14 protein-coding genes are annotated in these 15,449 nt (G+C 74.5%); 8 read left to right on the top strand and 6 right to left on the bottom strand.

The features are described 5' to 3' along the window. Positions 1–2: 2 nt before the first annotated feature. The 4 genes from QSK20_RS16540 to QSK20_RS16555 form a co-directional block, all read right to left on the bottom strand. Positions 3–1,148 (bottom strand): hypothetical protein, encoded by a 1,146-nt coding sequence (locus tag QSK20_RS16540; RefSeq protein WP_285789474.1) that lies wholly within the window; start codon positions 1,146–1,148, stop codon positions 3–5. Then, positions 1,145–2,020, bottom strand: coding sequence for an HAD family hydrolase (locus tag QSK20_RS16545; protein WP_285789475.1), 876 nt, complete (start codon positions 2,018–2,020; stop codon positions 1,145–1,147). The genes QSK20_RS16540 and QSK20_RS16545 overlap by 4 nt, the downstream gene beginning before the upstream one ends. A gap of 155 nt (positions 2,021–2,175) precedes the next feature. Then, positions 2,176–3,069, bottom strand: a complete 894-nt coding sequence (locus QSK20_RS16550) for a DUF5667 domain-containing protein (protein WP_285789547.1) — start codon at positions 3,067–3,069, stop codon at positions 2,176–2,178. Positions 3,070–3,425: 356 nt separating this feature from the next. Further along, positions 3,426–4,349: an ECF subfamily RNA polymerase sigma factor, BldN family gene (locus tag QSK20_RS16555; protein ID WP_285789476.1), complete on the bottom strand. Its 924-nt coding sequence runs from the start codon at positions 4,347–4,349 to the stop codon at positions 3,426–3,428. 459 nt (positions 4,350–4,808) lie between these two features. Between QSK20_RS16555 and QSK20_RS16560 the strand changes: the two genes are divergently transcribed. From QSK20_RS16560 to QSK20_RS16570, 3 genes are read left to right on the top strand one after another with little or no spacing between them, the layout of a single operon-like run. Further along, a complete protein-coding gene (locus QSK20_RS16560) occupies positions 4,809–6,422 on the top strand; it encodes an AMP-binding protein (RefSeq protein WP_285789477.1) in 1,614 nt (537 codons plus the stop codon). Beyond that, positions 6,412–6,666 (top strand): glutaredoxin family protein, encoded by a 255-nt coding sequence (locus QSK20_RS16565; protein ID WP_145837066.1) that lies wholly within the window; start codon positions 6,412–6,414, stop codon positions 6,664–6,666. The genes QSK20_RS16560 and QSK20_RS16565 overlap by 11 nt, the downstream gene beginning before the upstream one ends. 49 nt (positions 6,667–6,715) lie before the next feature. Then, positions 6,716–7,366: an HAD family hydrolase gene (locus QSK20_RS16570; RefSeq protein WP_285789478.1), complete on the top strand. Its 651-nt coding sequence runs from the start codon at positions 6,716–6,718 to the stop codon at positions 7,364–7,366. A 5-nt stretch (positions 7,367–7,371) separates the two neighbouring features. On the opposite strand, the gene QSK20_RS16575 is transcribed toward QSK20_RS16570, so the two are convergent. After that, on the bottom strand, positions 7,372–8,028 hold the full coding sequence (locus tag QSK20_RS16575; RefSeq protein WP_285789479.1) for a response regulator transcription factor: 657 nt from the start codon (positions 8,026–8,028) through the stop codon (positions 7,372–7,374). Between the two features lie 44 nt (positions 8,029–8,072). After that, a complete protein-coding gene (locus tag QSK20_RS16580; RefSeq protein WP_285789480.1) occupies positions 8,073–9,371 on the bottom strand; it encodes a sensor histidine kinase in 1,299 nt (432 codons plus the stop codon). A 367-nt stretch (positions 9,372–9,738) separates the two neighbouring features. Between QSK20_RS16580 and QSK20_RS16585 the strand changes: the two genes are divergently transcribed. From QSK20_RS16585 to hemB, 5 genes are read left to right on the top strand one after another with little or no spacing between them, the layout of a single operon-like run. Beyond that, positions 9,739–10,509, top strand: coding sequence for a redox-sensing transcriptional repressor Rex (locus tag QSK20_RS16585; protein WP_285789481.1), 771 nt, complete (start codon positions 9,739–9,741; stop codon positions 10,507–10,509). Further along, positions 10,506–11,831, top strand: coding sequence for a glutamyl-tRNA reductase (locus tag QSK20_RS16590; protein WP_285789482.1), 1,326 nt, complete (start codon positions 10,506–10,508; stop codon positions 11,829–11,831). Before QSK20_RS16585 ends, QSK20_RS16590 begins: the two co-directional genes overlap by 4 nt. After that, positions 11,828–12,796, top strand: a complete 969-nt coding sequence (gene hemC / locus QSK20_RS16595) for a hydroxymethylbilane synthase (RefSeq protein ID WP_285789483.1) — start codon at positions 11,828–11,830, stop codon at positions 12,794–12,796. The genes QSK20_RS16590 and hemC overlap by 4 nt, the downstream gene beginning before the upstream one ends. Next, a complete protein-coding gene (locus QSK20_RS16600; RefSeq protein ID WP_285789484.1) occupies positions 12,793–14,373 on the top strand; it encodes a bifunctional uroporphyrinogen-III C-methyltransferase/uroporphyrinogen-III synthase in 1,581 nt (526 codons plus the stop codon). Before hemC ends, QSK20_RS16600 begins: the two co-directional genes overlap by 4 nt. 18 nt (positions 14,374–14,391) lie before the next feature. Next, positions 14,392–15,375 (top strand): porphobilinogen synthase, encoded by a 984-nt coding sequence (gene hemB, locus QSK20_RS16605; protein ID WP_285789485.1) that lies wholly within the window; start codon positions 14,392–14,394, stop codon positions 15,373–15,375. Positions 15,376–15,449 lie beyond the last annotated feature (74 nt).

Genomic DNA, 15,449 nt, shown 5'->3' on the forward strand with positions numbered 1-15,449 from the left:
GCTCAGGTCAGGGAACGCAGGTCCAAGGCGTGCCAGCCGGTCACCTCACGCCCGCCGGTGGACCACCAGAGCACGTCGCCCCGGCAGAGCACCAGCCCCACCCCGTCCGCCGCCACCAGCGTCCGCCGCCGGTCGACGTCGTAGAGCCGCAGCTGGGCCCCGTCGCCGACCGTGCCCGCCGGACCGGTGCCCAGGAGCACCTCGAACCGGTCCCGCACCGCCACGTCGACCAGCGCGGCGCTGGCGTCCCCGCCGGCCGCCCGGTGCCGGTCCCGGCCGTCCGGGCGGAACAGGTCCAGCCGGCCCGGTCCCGCCCCGGCCGGCACCAGCGCCCGGCACCACACCGGACCGCAGCTGAGCAACTCGTCCCGGCCGGCGGGCACCGTACGTTCCGTACCGTCGACGAGGTGGCGCAGTCGCACCGGGCCGGTGCCTCCGGTCGCCGCGCTGACCAGCCACGGCCACGCCGACAGCGTCCAGGCCCCCGGCTCGGTCCGGACCGTGACCCGACCCCCGCCCAGCGGCACCGAGCGCACCTCGGTCGCCACGGCCCTTCCGGGAGCCGCCGCGACCCAGTGCAGCCGACCTGAGCCGATCACCAGGTCGTGTCGGGAGTTGACGAGGAGGACGTCACCGCCGTCCGTGGCCACCCGTCGGGCCGGCCGGTCCGCGCCCGGTTCCACCGTCCACAGCTCGGTACGCCCCCGACCGTCCGGGCCGGTGGTGGTCTCCGCCCACGCCAGCACCGGGCCGGAGCCGGTGAACCCGGCGTACTGCGGGCTGCCGGCGGCGGGCAGCCGACGTAACTGGTGGACGGTGCCGTCGGCGGTGCGCCGCACCAGCCGCAGGTGACGTCCGTCGGGGCTGGGCGCGGTGCCGATCGAGACGTCCGGGTCGAGGAACCAGACCGGGGTGTACGCCGTACCGTCGGCGAGCCGGGCCGGCAGCTCCCGCCGTACGGCTTCGGGCCACTCCTGCTCGATCCGGGCCGGTGGCGGCGCCGGTTCGACGGGCCGGGGGCCGGCCTGCGGCAACGTGACCAGCGCGGTGCCGGCGGCGACCGCCACGACGAGCCCGGCCAGCCCGGGACGGTACCGCCGGGCCGGGCCCGGAAGCCGTGCCGTCGCCGGCCACCGGCGCTGGGTCACCGGAGTCGCCGTCGACGGTGCAGGGCCACCCCGGCGCTGACCGCCCCGGCCAGCAGCCCGGCGGCGGCCGTCGACGGCACCGCGATCCGGGCCGCCCGGCGGCCGGTACGGAAGTCCCGGACCTCCCAGCCACGCTCCCGCGCGGTGCGCAGCAGCACACCGTCCGGGTTGACCGCGACCGCCCGTCCGACCGTCGAGAGCATCGGCAGGTCGTTGGCGGAGTCGCTGTAGGCGACACACCGCGACAGGGTCAGCCCCTCCACCGCCGCGAGTTGGGCGACCGCCTCGGCCTTGGCCGGACCGTGCATCAGGTCGCCGACCAGCCGTCCGGTGTACGCGCCGTCGACGATCTCGGCGACCGTGCCGATCGCCCCGGTCAGGCCGAGCCGGGCGGCGATCACCCGGCCGATCTCCACGGGCGCGGCGCTGACCAGCCAGACCTTCATCCCGTCCGCGAGGTGACGTAGGGCGATCTCGCGCGTGCCGGCCCAGATCCGTGGGGCCATCAGCTCGTCGAAGATCTCCTCGGTGAGCCGTTCGACGTCGTCCACCCGCCAGCCCTCGACGAACGCGAGGGCGGCCTCCTTGGCGTGCGTCATGTCCCCGGCGTGCTCGGTCGCGAGCAGCCGGAACCGGAGCTGCTGCCAGGCGAACCGGGCCAGGTCGCCGGTGGTGAAGTACTTCCGGGCGGCGAGACCCCGGGCGAACCAGTAGATCGAGGCGCCCTGCATCATCGTGTTGTCGATGTCGAAGAAGGCCGCGGCGGTCGGATCGGGAGCGGGGCTGCCGGGTGGCTCCAGTTCGGTGGGGGCCCAACCTGCGGTGTGCCCGTGGGCGTCCGTACTGACGGTCACCTTCCGGGTCCGGGCCACGCAGAACTCCCTCCGCTCGACGTGCCGGCCGCAGGGGGTGCGGCGGGCCGGTCCGGCACGACGCCCACCACCAGCGGTGCGACGTCTGCCCTCCGCGAGACTAGCCAAGGAGGATCGTGGTCGACCGGTGCTGCGGCGTTTGCCGTCGGTGGCGGTCAGCGGACGGTGGGGCACGGGCCGGCGGTCGGGCCGAGGAGGTCGGCCGCACCCGCCTGCGGGGCACCGCAGGTCAGGGACGCCCGTAGCGCGTCCGAACGCTGCCGCGCCGCGTCGAGCAGCGCCAGGGAGCCACGGGCCCGGTCCCGCTCGGCACGGGACGCCCCGTCGAGCAGGGCGGCCACCGCCCGGCGCTGCCCGGTGACGAAGGTGTCGACGGCGTCCAGGCCGGCGGCGTCGGCGCGCTCCACCGCCGTGGAGGTCAGCAGGCGTACCCCCTGCCGGGTGTCCTCGTCCATGTCGTCGAGGATCGCCTCGAAGGCCGCCCGGTCGCCCCGCACCTCGCTCGCCTCGCCGAGTCGGGTCCGGGCGAAGTCCAGGAAGAGCTGGCCCCGGCTCAGGTTCGAGTTGGCCAGGGCGAGCTGGGCGCGTTCGGTGGAGCGTTTCATGCCGTACAGGGCGTCGCCGGGGACGGCGTTCTCGCTCGCCGCCGAGATGCCGGAGACGGCCACCGCGCCGGCGGCGACCCCGACCAGGATGGCCCCCCGGGCGCGGGCCCGACGGGCGGTGACCGAGGGCACGAGCGGACCGCGCGGGGACGCCCCGGCGGACGACCGCCGACCGGCCGGCTCGGCCCCGGCCGCCGGGGTGGCCGTCGCGCCGACGCCCTCCCGTTCGGCGGCGGCCACCAGCATCGCCCGCAGGCCGGTGCGGAAGTCCGCGTCGACCTCGACCGGCGGGGCGGCGGCACCGAGTTGCCGGCCGAGGCCGACCAGGCCGCCGAGCCGGTCGTCGACCCGGGAGCGTACGTGGTGCCGACGGCCGCCGTTGGCCTCGTCGAGCAGTTGCGCGAAACGCTCGGCACGCCGACGGGAGAAGAGGTTGCTGTCCACCGCAGGCATCTCCTCTCACTGGTCACGGTCGTCCGGCCGTTCTGGTCACCCGTCGGCCGACCGGTTCTCGGCGGTGCCAAGGACCGGCGCGGCCGGCTCGTCGACGACGGCTGTGCGGTTCCCGCCGCCGGTGACGGCGGCGGGAACCGGTGGGATGCCGGTCGGCGTGAGTCGTGGCGGGGCATGGTCGCCCGTGCCGCGGGTCTGGGAGCTTTCCGGGCGAACACCGGTTGCACCCGGAGAAACGGTCGGTGCCGGGCCGTGGTTACGGGCCGGGAGTGCCGAGAATGAGCGGAAGTGACGGCCATCACTGCCTGCCGGAGGGGTGACCCGTCGGTGTCGACGCGTCGACCTGATCAGGGCTGGAAGCCGTCCGGCAACAGGCGGGCCAGGGCGCGTACCGCGCGGTACTGGAGGGCCTTGATCGCTCCCTCGTTCTTGCCCATCGCCTTCGCCGTCTCGGCGACCGAGAACCCCTGGAGGAAGCGGAGCACGATGCACTCCTGCTGCTCCGGGTTGAGCTGCTTGACGGCGGTCAGCAGGGCCACGTTGGTGATGTGTTCGACCACGGCCGCCTCCGGACTCCCCTCGGGGCCCCGGTCCTCGCGGTCGGCGTCCATGACGTCGCCGGTGGTCACCTCCAGCCGGTACCGGCCGGACTTGAAGTGGTCGGCGACCAGGTTGCGGGCGATCGTCACCAGCCAGGCGCCGAGGTCCCGCCCCTGCCAGGTGAAGCTGCCGATCCGCTTGAGCGCCCGCAGGAAGGTGTCGGAGGTGAGGTCCTCGGCGAGCTGGCGGTTGCCGACCCGGAAGTAGACGAACCGGAAGACGGTGTCGACGTACCGGTCGTAGAGCAGGCCGAACGCCTCCGACTCGCCGGCCTTGGCGCGCTCCACCAGCGACCACACCTCGGTCGCCGGGTCGGACGGGTCCGGACGGCTCGGCGGGACGGTCGGCGGTTCGGGCTCCACGGCGGCGGCCGGGACCGCCGGCAGGAGCGCGGTCTCGGCCGCCGCCGGGTCGACCGGCTCTGCCTCGTCACCGGGCCGGCGGCCCTGCGCCGGCATGCTCGGCCGGGCCGGCTGCACGGTGACCCGGCCCCCGGCCGGCTTCGCGTTGCCGCCGGGCGGTACCGGGCGGGGGGGTGGTTCGTTCGGGTGCGGCCGGTTGCGCGTTCGTCTGGCCGTCCCGTCGTCGCCCTCCCCGAGACCCCACGTGTCGTCGAGTTGGCGCAGCGGGGCCAGTCCCGTCGGTTGCTCTGCGTAACCGAAAGTGGTCACCGGGCCTCCCTCCAGCCGGGGGACGCCGTCCGGTCGGCCCGCTGCCGGGCGATCGAGGCGGTTTCGCCTCCGATCCGGACGGTCGGTGCTGCTCCGGGGGCCGCCGGCTGACGGCAGACCCCGGTGGGGTGCTGGTCCAATACGGTCACAGGCACGGCGGCCTCCTCGGGCTGAGGGGTGTCGACTCACGGCAAATGGGGTGAGTCGACCCGAGTGATGATAGGGCCAACGTCACCCATGCGTGGCAAGTCCGTTACACAGAGCCGAAGTATTTACCGCCGTGTCGCACCGTCGCCGGACGGTTTGTCCGTCGGCGCCGGTTGACTTTCGCCGGAGGAGGTGGTTAGGGGCGAAACCGCAGGTAGCGGGCCTGTCGGGCGGGTCCGTGCGCCCCGTCCGCCGCGCAACCTATCGACGGGCATGGTCTGTCGACCGCCCACTGTGCCAGACTCAGCGACCGTGCAGCAGCAGACAGCGGGAAGTTCAGCGCCGAACCTCGCCGACCGGGTACGCCGGGCGGCCGAACGTCGTCCCGACCGGGTCGCACTGCACTGGCGCGACCGGACGACGACCTGGTCCGAACTGGACGCGGCGGTGGACGGGGTGGCCCGCGCCCTCACCCGGGCCGTCCCGGCGGCCGACCCGACCGCCGGCGGGTCGCCGGCCCGGGTCGCCGTAGCGCTGCCCAACTGCCCGGACTTCGTGCTCGGCTACCTCGGCGCGCTCCGTGCCGGGCTGGTCGCCGTGCCGCTCAACCCCGGACTCACCGCCACCGAACTGCGGCACGTGCTGGCCGACTCCGGCGCCGCCGTGCTGATCGCCACGCCGACCGTCGCCGACCTGGTCGCCGGGATCGCCACGGACCTGCCGGCCCTCACCGCCGTGCACACGACCGTGCCGGACGAGCCGGGCGCACCGGTGTCGTCGACGCGGGGCGGGGAGGACCTCGCCGTGCTGCTCTACACCTCCGGCACCGAGGGGCAGCCCAAGGGGGCCATGCTGTCGCACCGCGCGCTGGCCGCCAACCACGAGCAGGTCGACCGGATCACCCCGCCGGTGGTCGGGCCGGACGACACGGTGCTGCTGGCCCTGCCGCTGTTCCACGCGTACGGGCTGAACACCGGGCTCGGGTCGGTGGTGCACCACGGGGCGACCGGCGTGCTCGTCGACGAGTTCACCACCGTCGGGGCGCTCGACGAGATCGCCCGGCACCGGGTCAGCGTGCTGGTCGGCGTACCGTCGATGTTCCAGGCCTGGGCGGCGGCCGGCGAGGCGGTCGCGGCGGCGACGGCGTCGGTCCGGGCCGCGGTCTGCGGCGCGGCGCCGCTGGAGCCGACGGTCGCGGCGCGCTTCGCGGCGGTGGCCGGCCGCCCGGTGCACGTCGGGTACGGCCTCACCGAGACCGCCCCGGTGCTCACCTCCACGCTGGTCGGCGGGGAACCGAAGCCCGGCTCGATCGGGCGGGCGCTGCCCGGGGTGGAGCTCCGCCTGGTCGCGCCGGACGGCACCGACCTGTGGCGGGACGGCCTGGCCACGCCCGAGGACGACGCCGACGAGATGGACCTCGACGTCTCCTCGCCCGGCACCGACCCCGGGCAGATCGTGGTCCGGGGCGCGAACCTCTTCGCCGGCTACTGGCCGGACGGACGCGGCGGGCCGGGTCCGGACGGCTGGTGGGCCACCGGGGACGTCGCCTACGCCGACGCCGACGGCGACCTGTTCCTGGTGGACCGGCTGCGCGAGGTGATCCTGGTCAACGGGTTCAACGTCTACCCGCACGAGGTGGAGCTGGTGCTCCAGGCGCATCCGGCGGTGGCGGAGTCGGCGGTGCTGGGCGTGCCGCACCCGCGCACCGGCGAAACCGTCCGGGCGTACGTGGTGCCGGCGGAGGCCGGTACGGTGGGTGCCGAGGAGCTGCTCTCCCACTGCGCCCGGCACCTGGCCCGGTTCAAGTGCCCGACGTCGGTCGAGTTCGTCGACGCGTTGCCGCACTCGGCGATCGGCAAGGTGCGCAAGACCCTGCTCCGGCCGCCCGCCGCCGGAGACGCCCACGGAGGTTCCGATGTCCACTGACGCCCGGCTCATGTTGATCACCCGGCCCGGCTGCCACCTCTGCGACGACGCCCGGGAGGCGCTCGCCCGGGTGGTCGCGGTCACCGGCGACCGGTGGACCGAACGCGACGTCACCGGGGACCTGGAGTTGGAGCGCGAGTACGGCGACCGGCTGCCGGTGGTGCTCCTCGACGGTCGGGAGCACGGCTACTGGCGGGTCGAGGAGGAGCGGCTGCTGCGCGACCTCACCACCCCGCAGCTCTGACCGCCGCCGGGCCGCCCACCGTCGGCGCGACGCTGGCTATCGTGACCGGATGACTCCTGCGCGCACCCACCTGGTGTGGGACTGGAACGGCACCCTGCTCAACGACTTCAGCCTCGTGCTGGCCTGCACCAACGCGGCCTTCGCCAGCGTCGGCGGCCCGGCGGTCAGCGCCGACGAGCACCGGGTGCGGTTCCGCCGCCCGATCGCCGACTACTACGCCGAGGTGCTCGGCCGGGCCGTCGACGACGAGGCGTTCGGCCGGCTGGACAAGATCTTCCACGACGCGTACCGGGTCGGCCTGACCACCTGCGAGCTGGCCGGGGACGCCCGCTCGGCCATCGCGGCCTGGTCCGGCAGCCAGTCGCTGCTGTCCATGTGGTTCCACGACGAGCTGGTGCCGACCGTGCACACGTACGGGCTGACCGGGCACTTCAGCCGGGTCGACGGGCTGCGGGCCGAGGTGGGCGGCGACCGCAAGGCGGAGTCCCTCCGGCAGCACCTCGCCGAGCTGGGCGTCGACGGCGGTTCGGTGGTGCTGATCGGGGACTCGCTGGACGACGCCGACGCGGCCGAGGCGGTCGGCGGCCGGGCGGTCCTCTACACCGGCGGCTTCACCGACGCCGCCCGCCTGCGGTCCTCCCGCCACCCGGTGGCCGAGACCCTCACCGAGGCCGTCGGGCTGGCCGCCACCCTGCGCTGAGCGGGTCAGGTGCGGAGGTAGGTGAGGACGGCCTGGACCCGCCGGTGCAGGTGGTGGCTGTCCGGGGGAAGGTCGAGCTTGGTGAAGATGTTGCGGACGTGCTTCTCCACCGCGCCGTCGCTGACCACCAGCGTCCGGGCGATCGCGGTGTTCGAGCGCCCCTCGGCCATCAGGGCCAGCACCTCGCGTTCCCGGGGGGTCAGCTCCCGCAGCGGGTCGTCGCGCCGCCGCCGGACGAGCAACTGCGCCACCACCTCCGGGTCCAGCACCGTGCCACCGGCGGCCACCCGGGCGAGCGCGTCCAGGAACTCGTCGATCGCGGCGACCCGGTCCTTGAGCAGGTAGCCGATCCCGCCGCCGGCGCCGCCGGTGGTGGCGAGCAGATCGTCGGCGTACGACACCTCGACGTACTGGGAGAGCACCAGGATCGGCGTACGCGGCACCAGCCGGCGGGCGGTCACCGCTGCCCGTAGCCCCTCGTCGGTGTGGGACGGCGGCATCCGGACGTCCACGATCGAGACGTCGGGCCGGTGCGTCGTCACCGCCTCCACCAGCGCGTCGCCGTCCCCGACGGCGGCCACCACCTGGTGGCCGTTCTCGGTCACCAACCGGATGAGCCCCTCCCGGAGCAGTACGGCGTCGTCGGCGATCACCACCCGCATGGCTGTTGTCTACCACGTCGGGGTCGCCGGAGCGCCCGGCGGCGTCAGCCGGGCAGGAGAGCGCGGATCTCGGTGGGGCCCCCGGTGGGGCTGGTCACCTCCAGGACGCCCCCGCCGGCCCGGACCCGGTCGGCGATGCCGGCCAGGCCGTGTCCCTTGGCCAGGTGCGCGCCGCCCTGCCCGTCGTCGACCACGCTGATCTCCAGGTGCCCGTCCCGCCGGTCGACGGTCACCCGGCACTCGCTGGCGCGGGCGTGCTTGGCCACGTTGGTCAGCGCCTCGGCGACCACGAAGTAGGCGGCGTGCTCCACCGCCGCCTCGGGCCGGCCGTCGGGGGAGCCGAGGTCCGGGTCGACCCGCAGCTCGATCGGGATCAGCCCGCGCGCCGCCAGGGCGGCCAGGGCGCCGGGCAGGCCCCGGTCCACCAGGATCGGCGGGGCGATGCCCCGGGAGAGGCCACGCAGTTCGGCCAGGGTCTCCCGGGTCTGGTCGAGCGCCTCGTCCAGGGTGCGGCCGGCCGCCTCCGGGTCGTTGGCGAGCTGCTGCCGGGCCCGGCCGAGGTCCATGGCCAGCCGGACCAGGCGCTGCTGGGGGCCGTCGTGGATGTCCCGTTCCAGCCGGCGCAGGGCCGACGCCTCGGCGGAGACCGCGGCCCGCTTCTGCTCCTCCAGCACGGTGATCCGGTCGCGCATCTCGGCCACCCCGGTCAGCATCGCCCGACCGAAGCCGGCCTGGACCAGCGCGCAGCCCCGGACCACGATCGGCAGGGTGAGCAGGAAGAACAGCCCGATGGCGGTGTGCACGCCGACCCGGGCCCGGGTGGTGTCGCCGAGCCCGAGCAGCTCGTTGAGGTCGACGTTCTCCGGAGGGTGCGGGATCGCCCAGTCGTACGTGGGGTAGAGGGTGCCGGTGAGGGCCACCGCCCACCAGGTGATGGTCAGCACGAAGGTGACGATCGCCACGGGCAGCCGGAAGATGCCGTGGGCGAGGTCGAGCCAGGACTGGATGTCGCGCATCGGCAGGAAGATCCGCCGCCAGGCGGTCGCGCCGGGTTCCGGGAGTCGGTAGCGCGGTCGGATCCGGGGTTGCCGGCGGACGGCGGCCAGGCGCAGCCGTTCGATGTCGGCCAGTCCCCGGGCGGCGTAGAGGGTCCCGGTGAGGACCGGCAGGCCGACCACCAGCACCACCAGTCCCAGCCCCAACGCCAGCCCCACCAGCAGGACCACGAGGCTGGCCAGCGCCAGCGGCAGACCGAGCAGGACGTATCCGGAATCGGTGAGGAGGCGTCGGGGAAGGCCCGGTGCGCGGGCCGCCGCTCCGGCGGCGGGATTGGCCGAGGTCATGGGTTAGAGGCTAGGCAGGGCGGGTGGTGCCGACCCATCCCGTACACCGGCCAACCGGGGGTGGGGCTGGCCCTACCTCGCAGGACACGTCGACCGGGTCCTGAGCGCAATTGGTCAGAGAAGTCGGAATTAAGCAATAATCGCGACGCGGTGCCGCAGTGCCCGCTCAATGGCGGGTGCGAAACGGAGGGGCCTGGTGTTGTCGCGTCGTGCATTTGCAAGATCGCGATTTGTGCACGTCTTCACAAGCGCCTACTGTGTAGTTCCGACGCGCCCTGCTAGCACAGCCGGCAAGATCGGTCGCCAGCGGGAGTCCCGAAACGGCCGGCGACCGGAGCTGGTCCAGGATCGCACCGCACGGAGTCTCATGAGTCAGCACCGTCACCCAGGCGCGCCCAGCCGCGCCGGTGCCGTACCGGCGCTTCCGGACCTGCCGGAAGCGACCGTCGCGCGGCTCCCCGAGTACCTCCGCGCCCTCCACCACCTCGCCGAGACCGGGCACGAGACGGTGTCCAGCGAGGGGCTCGCCGCCGCCGCCGGGGTCAACTCCGCCAAGCTCCGCAAGGACCTGTCCCACCTCGGCTCGTACGGCACCCGGGGGGTCGGCTACGACGTCGGGCTGCTGATCGAGCAGATCGAGTCGGTGCTCGGGCTCACCCAGCGACGGGCGGTCGCCCTGGTCGGCGTCGGTAATCTCGGTCACGCCCTGGCCGGCTACGCCGGCTTCGCCAGCCGCAGCTTCCGGATCGCCGCACTCTTCGACGCCGACCCCTCCCGGGTGGGCGAGGAGATCAACGGGCTGGTCGTGCGGCACATCGACGAGCTCCCCCGGATCGCGGTCGAGGAACAGCTCGCGATCGGGGTCATCGCCACCCCGGCCGGGGCCGCCCAGGCGGTGGCCGACCAGCTCGTCGCGGTCGGTGTGACGAGCATCCTGAACTTCGCGCCGTGCGTCCTGGCGGTGCCCGACGGGGTCGACGTGCGCAAGGTCGATCTCGCCATCGAGTTGCAGATCCTGTCCTTCCACGAGCATCGTAAGGCGTCGCTCACCGCCCTGCCGGGCACCGGCCCGTCCACCCTCACCACCCTCGCCGGCGGCGCCCCCACCACCGACCCCCAGGAGGCGATCGGCACGTGAAACTGCTCGCCGTCGGCGCGTCCTACCGCACCGCTCCGGTCGCTGTCCTGGAGCAGTTGGCGGTGGCCCCGGCCGAACTCACCCGAACCCTGGACCGTCTGGTCGCCCAGCCGTACGTCAGCGAGGCGGTGCTCGTCTCCACCTGCAACCGGGTGGAGGTGTACGCCGCCGTCTCCGGCTTCCACGGTGGCCTCGGCGACATCTGCGCCGTCCTCGCCGAGCAGGCCGGCGCGTCGCCCGCCACCCTCGCCAACCACCTCTACGTGCACTACGACGCCGCCGCGGTCGACCACGTCTTCCGGGTCGCCGCCGGGCTGGACTCCATGGTCGTCGGCGAGGCGCAGATCCTCGGCCAGCTCCGGGACGCCTACCACTGGGCGGCCGGCGCCGACTCGGCCGGACGCCTGCTGCACGAGCTGATGCAGCAGGCGTTGCGGGTGGGCAAGCGTGCTCACGCCGAGACCGGGATCGACCGGGCCGGCCAGAGCGTGGTCAGTGCCGCGTTGAACCTGGCGGCGGAACAGCTCGACGGCACCCTGGCGGGTCGCCCGGCGCTGATCGTGGGGGCCGGCGCGATGGGGGCGCTCGGCGTGGCCACCCTCTCCCGGCTCGGCGCCGGGCCGCTGACCGTCACCAACCGGGGCACCGACCGCGCCGAGCGGCTGGCCGAGTCGTACGGGGCCAGCGCCGTCCCGATGACCGAGCTGGCCGACGCGCTCTCCACAGTGGATATCGTAGTGGCCGCCACGGCGGCCACCGAACCGGTCCTCACCGAACCGGTGGTGCGGCAGGCGCTCGCCCGCCGGGGTGCCGGTCGGGGGCCGCTGGTCCTGCTCGACCTGGCCGTCCCGCGGGACGTCGGGCCGGGGGTCGCGGAGCTGCCCGGGGTCGAGGTGATCGACATCGACCGGATGGCCACGGTGCTGGCCGGCGGCCCGGCCGCCACCGACGCGGCGGCGGTCGACCGGATCGTCACCGGCGAGGTCGAGTCCTTCCTGACCTGGCTGCGCGGGGCGGACGTCGCGCCGACCGTGGCCGCCCTGCGTGGCCGCGCCGACGACGTGGTCGCCGCCGAACTGGCCCGGCTGGCCCAACGCCGTCCGGACCTCACCGACGACCAGCGGGCCGAGGTGGCCCGGACGGTCCACCGGGTGGTGCAGCGTCTGCTGCACCAGCCCACCGTGCGGGTCCGGCAGCTCGCCGCCGAACCCGGCGGCGACCAGTACGCCGCCCTGCTGCGGGAACTCTTCGACCTCCAGGTGCCGCAGACCTCCCCGGTCGACACGGTGCCCGACATCACTTCCGACCAAGGAGAGCGATGACCGCCCCCCTGCGCCTCGGCACCCGGGGCAGCGCGTTGGCGATGGCCCAGTCCGGCCACGTCGCCGACGCGCTCACGGCCGCGACCGGCCGGCCGGTCGAACTGGTCGAGATCGTCACCGCCGGTGACCGCTCCTCCGCGCCGGTGCACCGGCTCGGGGTCGGCGTCTTCGTCTCCGCGCTGCGCGACGCGCTCACCGCCGGCGAGATCGACCTCGCCGTGCACTCGTACAAGGACCTGCCCACCGCCGAACCCGGTGGGCTACACATCGCGGCGGTGCCGCCCCGGCAGGACCCGCGGGACGCGCTCGTCGCCCGCGACGGCCGTACGCTGGCCGAACTGCCGTCCGGGGCCACCGTCGGGACCGGCGCGCTGCGTCGTGTCGCCCAGCTGCACGCACTCGGGATGCAGCTGACCGTCGTGCCGATCCGCGGCAACGTGGACACCCGCCTGGGCCGGGTGCTCGGGCCCGACGCCGATCTCGACGCGGTCGTCCTCGCCCGCGCCGGGCTGGCCCGGCTGGGGCGGACCGACGAGATCACCGAGACGCTCGACCCGATGCTCATGCTGCCCGCGCCCGCCCAGGGCGCGCTGGCCGTGGAGTGCCGGACCGACGACTCGGACCTGGTCGAGCTGCTCGCCGTGCTCGACCATGCGCCGTCCCGGGCCGCGGTGACCGCGGAACGGGCGCTGCTGGCCACCCTGGAGGCCGGATGTTCCGCTCCGGTCGCCGCCTACGCCGAGGTCGCCGAGGGCGACACCGGTGATGAGATCTACCTGCGCGGGGCGGTGATCAGCCCGGACGGCACCCGAGACATCCGGCTGTCCCGCACCGGTACGCCCGCCGACGCGGCGGAGATCGGCAAGGCGCTCGCCGCCGAACTCCTCGCCCGTGGCGCCGACTCGATCCTCGGCCAACCAGACCACGCCGGCCCGGGGACCCAGCAATTTGGGAGCACAGAATGACCCGCACCCGTAAGCCCGTAGGCCACATCGCGTTCGTCGGGGCCGGACCCGGCGACCCGGGCCTGCTGACCCGTCGGGCGCACGACGCCCTGGTCGACGCGGACCAGGTGGTGTACGACCGGGGCGTACCCGAGTCGCTGCTCGACGCCGTCCGCGCCCAGGCCCGCCCCGACGCCCAGTTAACTCCGGCCGAGGGGGCGCCGGGTGACGTGGCGAAGGTGCTCATCTCGGCGGCCCGATCCGGGCTGAACGCGGTGCACCTGGTCGCCGGTGACCCGTTCGGGCACGACTCCGTGGTCAAGGAGGTGCAGGCGGTGGCACGTACCGCCGCGCACTTCGAGGTGGTGCCCGGCGTCGGCCAGGCCGAGGGCGTCGCCACCTACGCCGGGGTGCCGCTGCCGGGCGTCCGGACCGCCGCCGACGTCGAGGACGTCGCGACGCTGGACTTCGAGGCGCTCGCCGCGGCCATCGGCCGGGGTTCGCTGGCGCTGGCGGTGGACGCCGGTGACCTCGCCGCGATCCGCGACGGACTGCTCGCCGCCGGGGTGGACGGCACCACCGGCGTCGGGGTGACCGGGGACGGCACCGGGGAGACCCAGTACACCACCACGTCGACCGTCGACTCGTTCGTCGCCGCCGCGCTCGGCTTCACCGGCCGCGTCGTGCTCACCGTCGGGGAGGGCGTCGGCCAGCGGGACAAGCTGAGCTGGTGGGAGAACCGCCCGCTGTACGGCTGGAAGGTGCTGGTCCCCCGGACCAAGGAGCAGGCCGGCGTGATGAGCGCTCGGCTGCGGGCGTACGGGGCGATCCCGTGCGAGGTGCCGACCATCGCGGTCGAGCCGCCCCGTACCCCCGCCCAGATGGAGCGGGCGGTCAAGGGCCTGGTCGACGGCCGGTACGCCTGGGTGATCTTCACCTCGGTCAACGCGGTGCGGGCGGTCTGGGAGAAGTTCGCCGAGCACGGCCTGGACGCCCGGCACTTCGGCGGCGTCAAGATCGCCTGTATCGGCGAGGCGACCGCCGACGCGGTCCGCGCGTTCGGCATCCAGCCGGAGCTGGTCCCGTCGGGGGAGCAGTCCTCCGAGGGGCTGCTGGCCGAGTTCTCGCCGCACGACGAGATCCTCGACCCGGTGGGCCGGGTGCTGCTGCCGCGCGCCGACATCGCCACCGAGACCCTCGCCGCCGGGTTGACCGAGCGGGGCTGGGAGGTCGACGACGTCACCGCCTACCGGACGGTCCGGGCCGCCCCGCCGCCCGCCGAGATCCGGGACGCGATCAAGTCGGGCGGCTTCGACGCGGTGCTCTTCACCTCCAGCTCCACGGTGCGCAATCTCGTCGGTATCGCCGGCAAGCCGCACGCGCGTACCGTGGTTGCTGTCATCGGGCCCAAGACGGCGGAGACCGCGACCGAGTTCGGCCTCCGGGTCGACGTGCAGCCGCCGCACGCCTCGGTGCCCGACCTGGTGGAGGCGCTCGCCGCCTACGCCGTGGAGTTGCGGGAGAAGCTGGCCGCGATGCCGGCCAAGCAGCGCCGGGGCTCCAAGGTGCAGGGACCGACCGCCCTGAGGTTCCGCTAGCCACAGGAGGCAGCCGTCATGCCGTTCCCCGAGATCCGCCCCCGCCGGCTGCGCCGTAACGCGGCCGTGCGGCGGCTGGTCGCCGAGACCCGGGTCGCACCGTCGGACCTGGTCCTGCCGATGTTCGTCCGGGAGGGCCTGACCGAGCCCCGGCCGGTCGCCTCCATGCCCGGGGTGCTCCAGCACTCCCGGGAGTCGCTGCGCAAGGCGGCGGTGGAGGCGGTCCAGGCCGGGGTCGGCGGGATCATGCTCTTCGGGGTGCCGGCGGAGCGCGACGCCACCGGCTCCGGGGGCGTCGACCCGAACGGCATCCTGAACGTCGCCATCCGCGACGTGGTCGCCGAGGTCGGCGACGCCACGGTGGTGATGAGCGACCTCTGCCTGGACGAGTTCACCTCGCACGGGCACTGCGGGCTGCTCACCCCCGACGGCGGGGTGGACAACGACGCCACGCTGGCCGCGTACGCCGAGATGGCGGTGGCCCAGGCCGCCGCCGGGGTCGGCGTGGTCGGGCCGTCCGGGATGATGGACGGCCAGGTCGGCGTGGTCCGCCGGGCGCTCGACGCCGCCGGGCACCAGGACGTCGCGATCCTGGCGTACGCCGCGAAGTACGCCTCGGCCTTCTTCGGCCCGTTCCGGGACGCGGTGGAGTCGTGCCTCGACGGGGACCGGCGCACCTACCAGCAGGACCCGGCGAATTTGCGCGAGTCGCTGCGTGAGGTCGCGCTGGACGTGGCCGAGGGCGCCGACATGGTGATGGTCAAGCCGGCGCTGCCGTACCTGGACGTGGTCGCCGCGGTCCGGGCCGAGGTGGACGTCCCGGTCGCCGCCTACCAGGTCTCCGGTGAGTACGCGATGGTCGAGGCCGCGGCCGCGAACGGCTGGATCGACCGGGAGCGGGTGATGCTAGAGACGCTCACCTCGATCCGGCGGGCCGGTGCGCAGATCATCCTCACCTACTGGGCGGTCGAGGCCGCCGGCCTGCTGCGCGACGGCCGCTGACCACCCGCCCGGCCCGTCCGGGTTCCGGGATGCGGCAAGTCGGGCCTTACCGGCTTGCCGACACCCCGGCTTGC

It is taken from the genome of Micromonospora sp. NBRC 101691 (genome assembly GCF_030269285.1).
GTDB classification, from domain to species: Bacteria; Actinomycetota; Actinomycetes; order Mycobacteriales; family Micromonosporaceae; genus Micromonospora; species Micromonospora echinospora.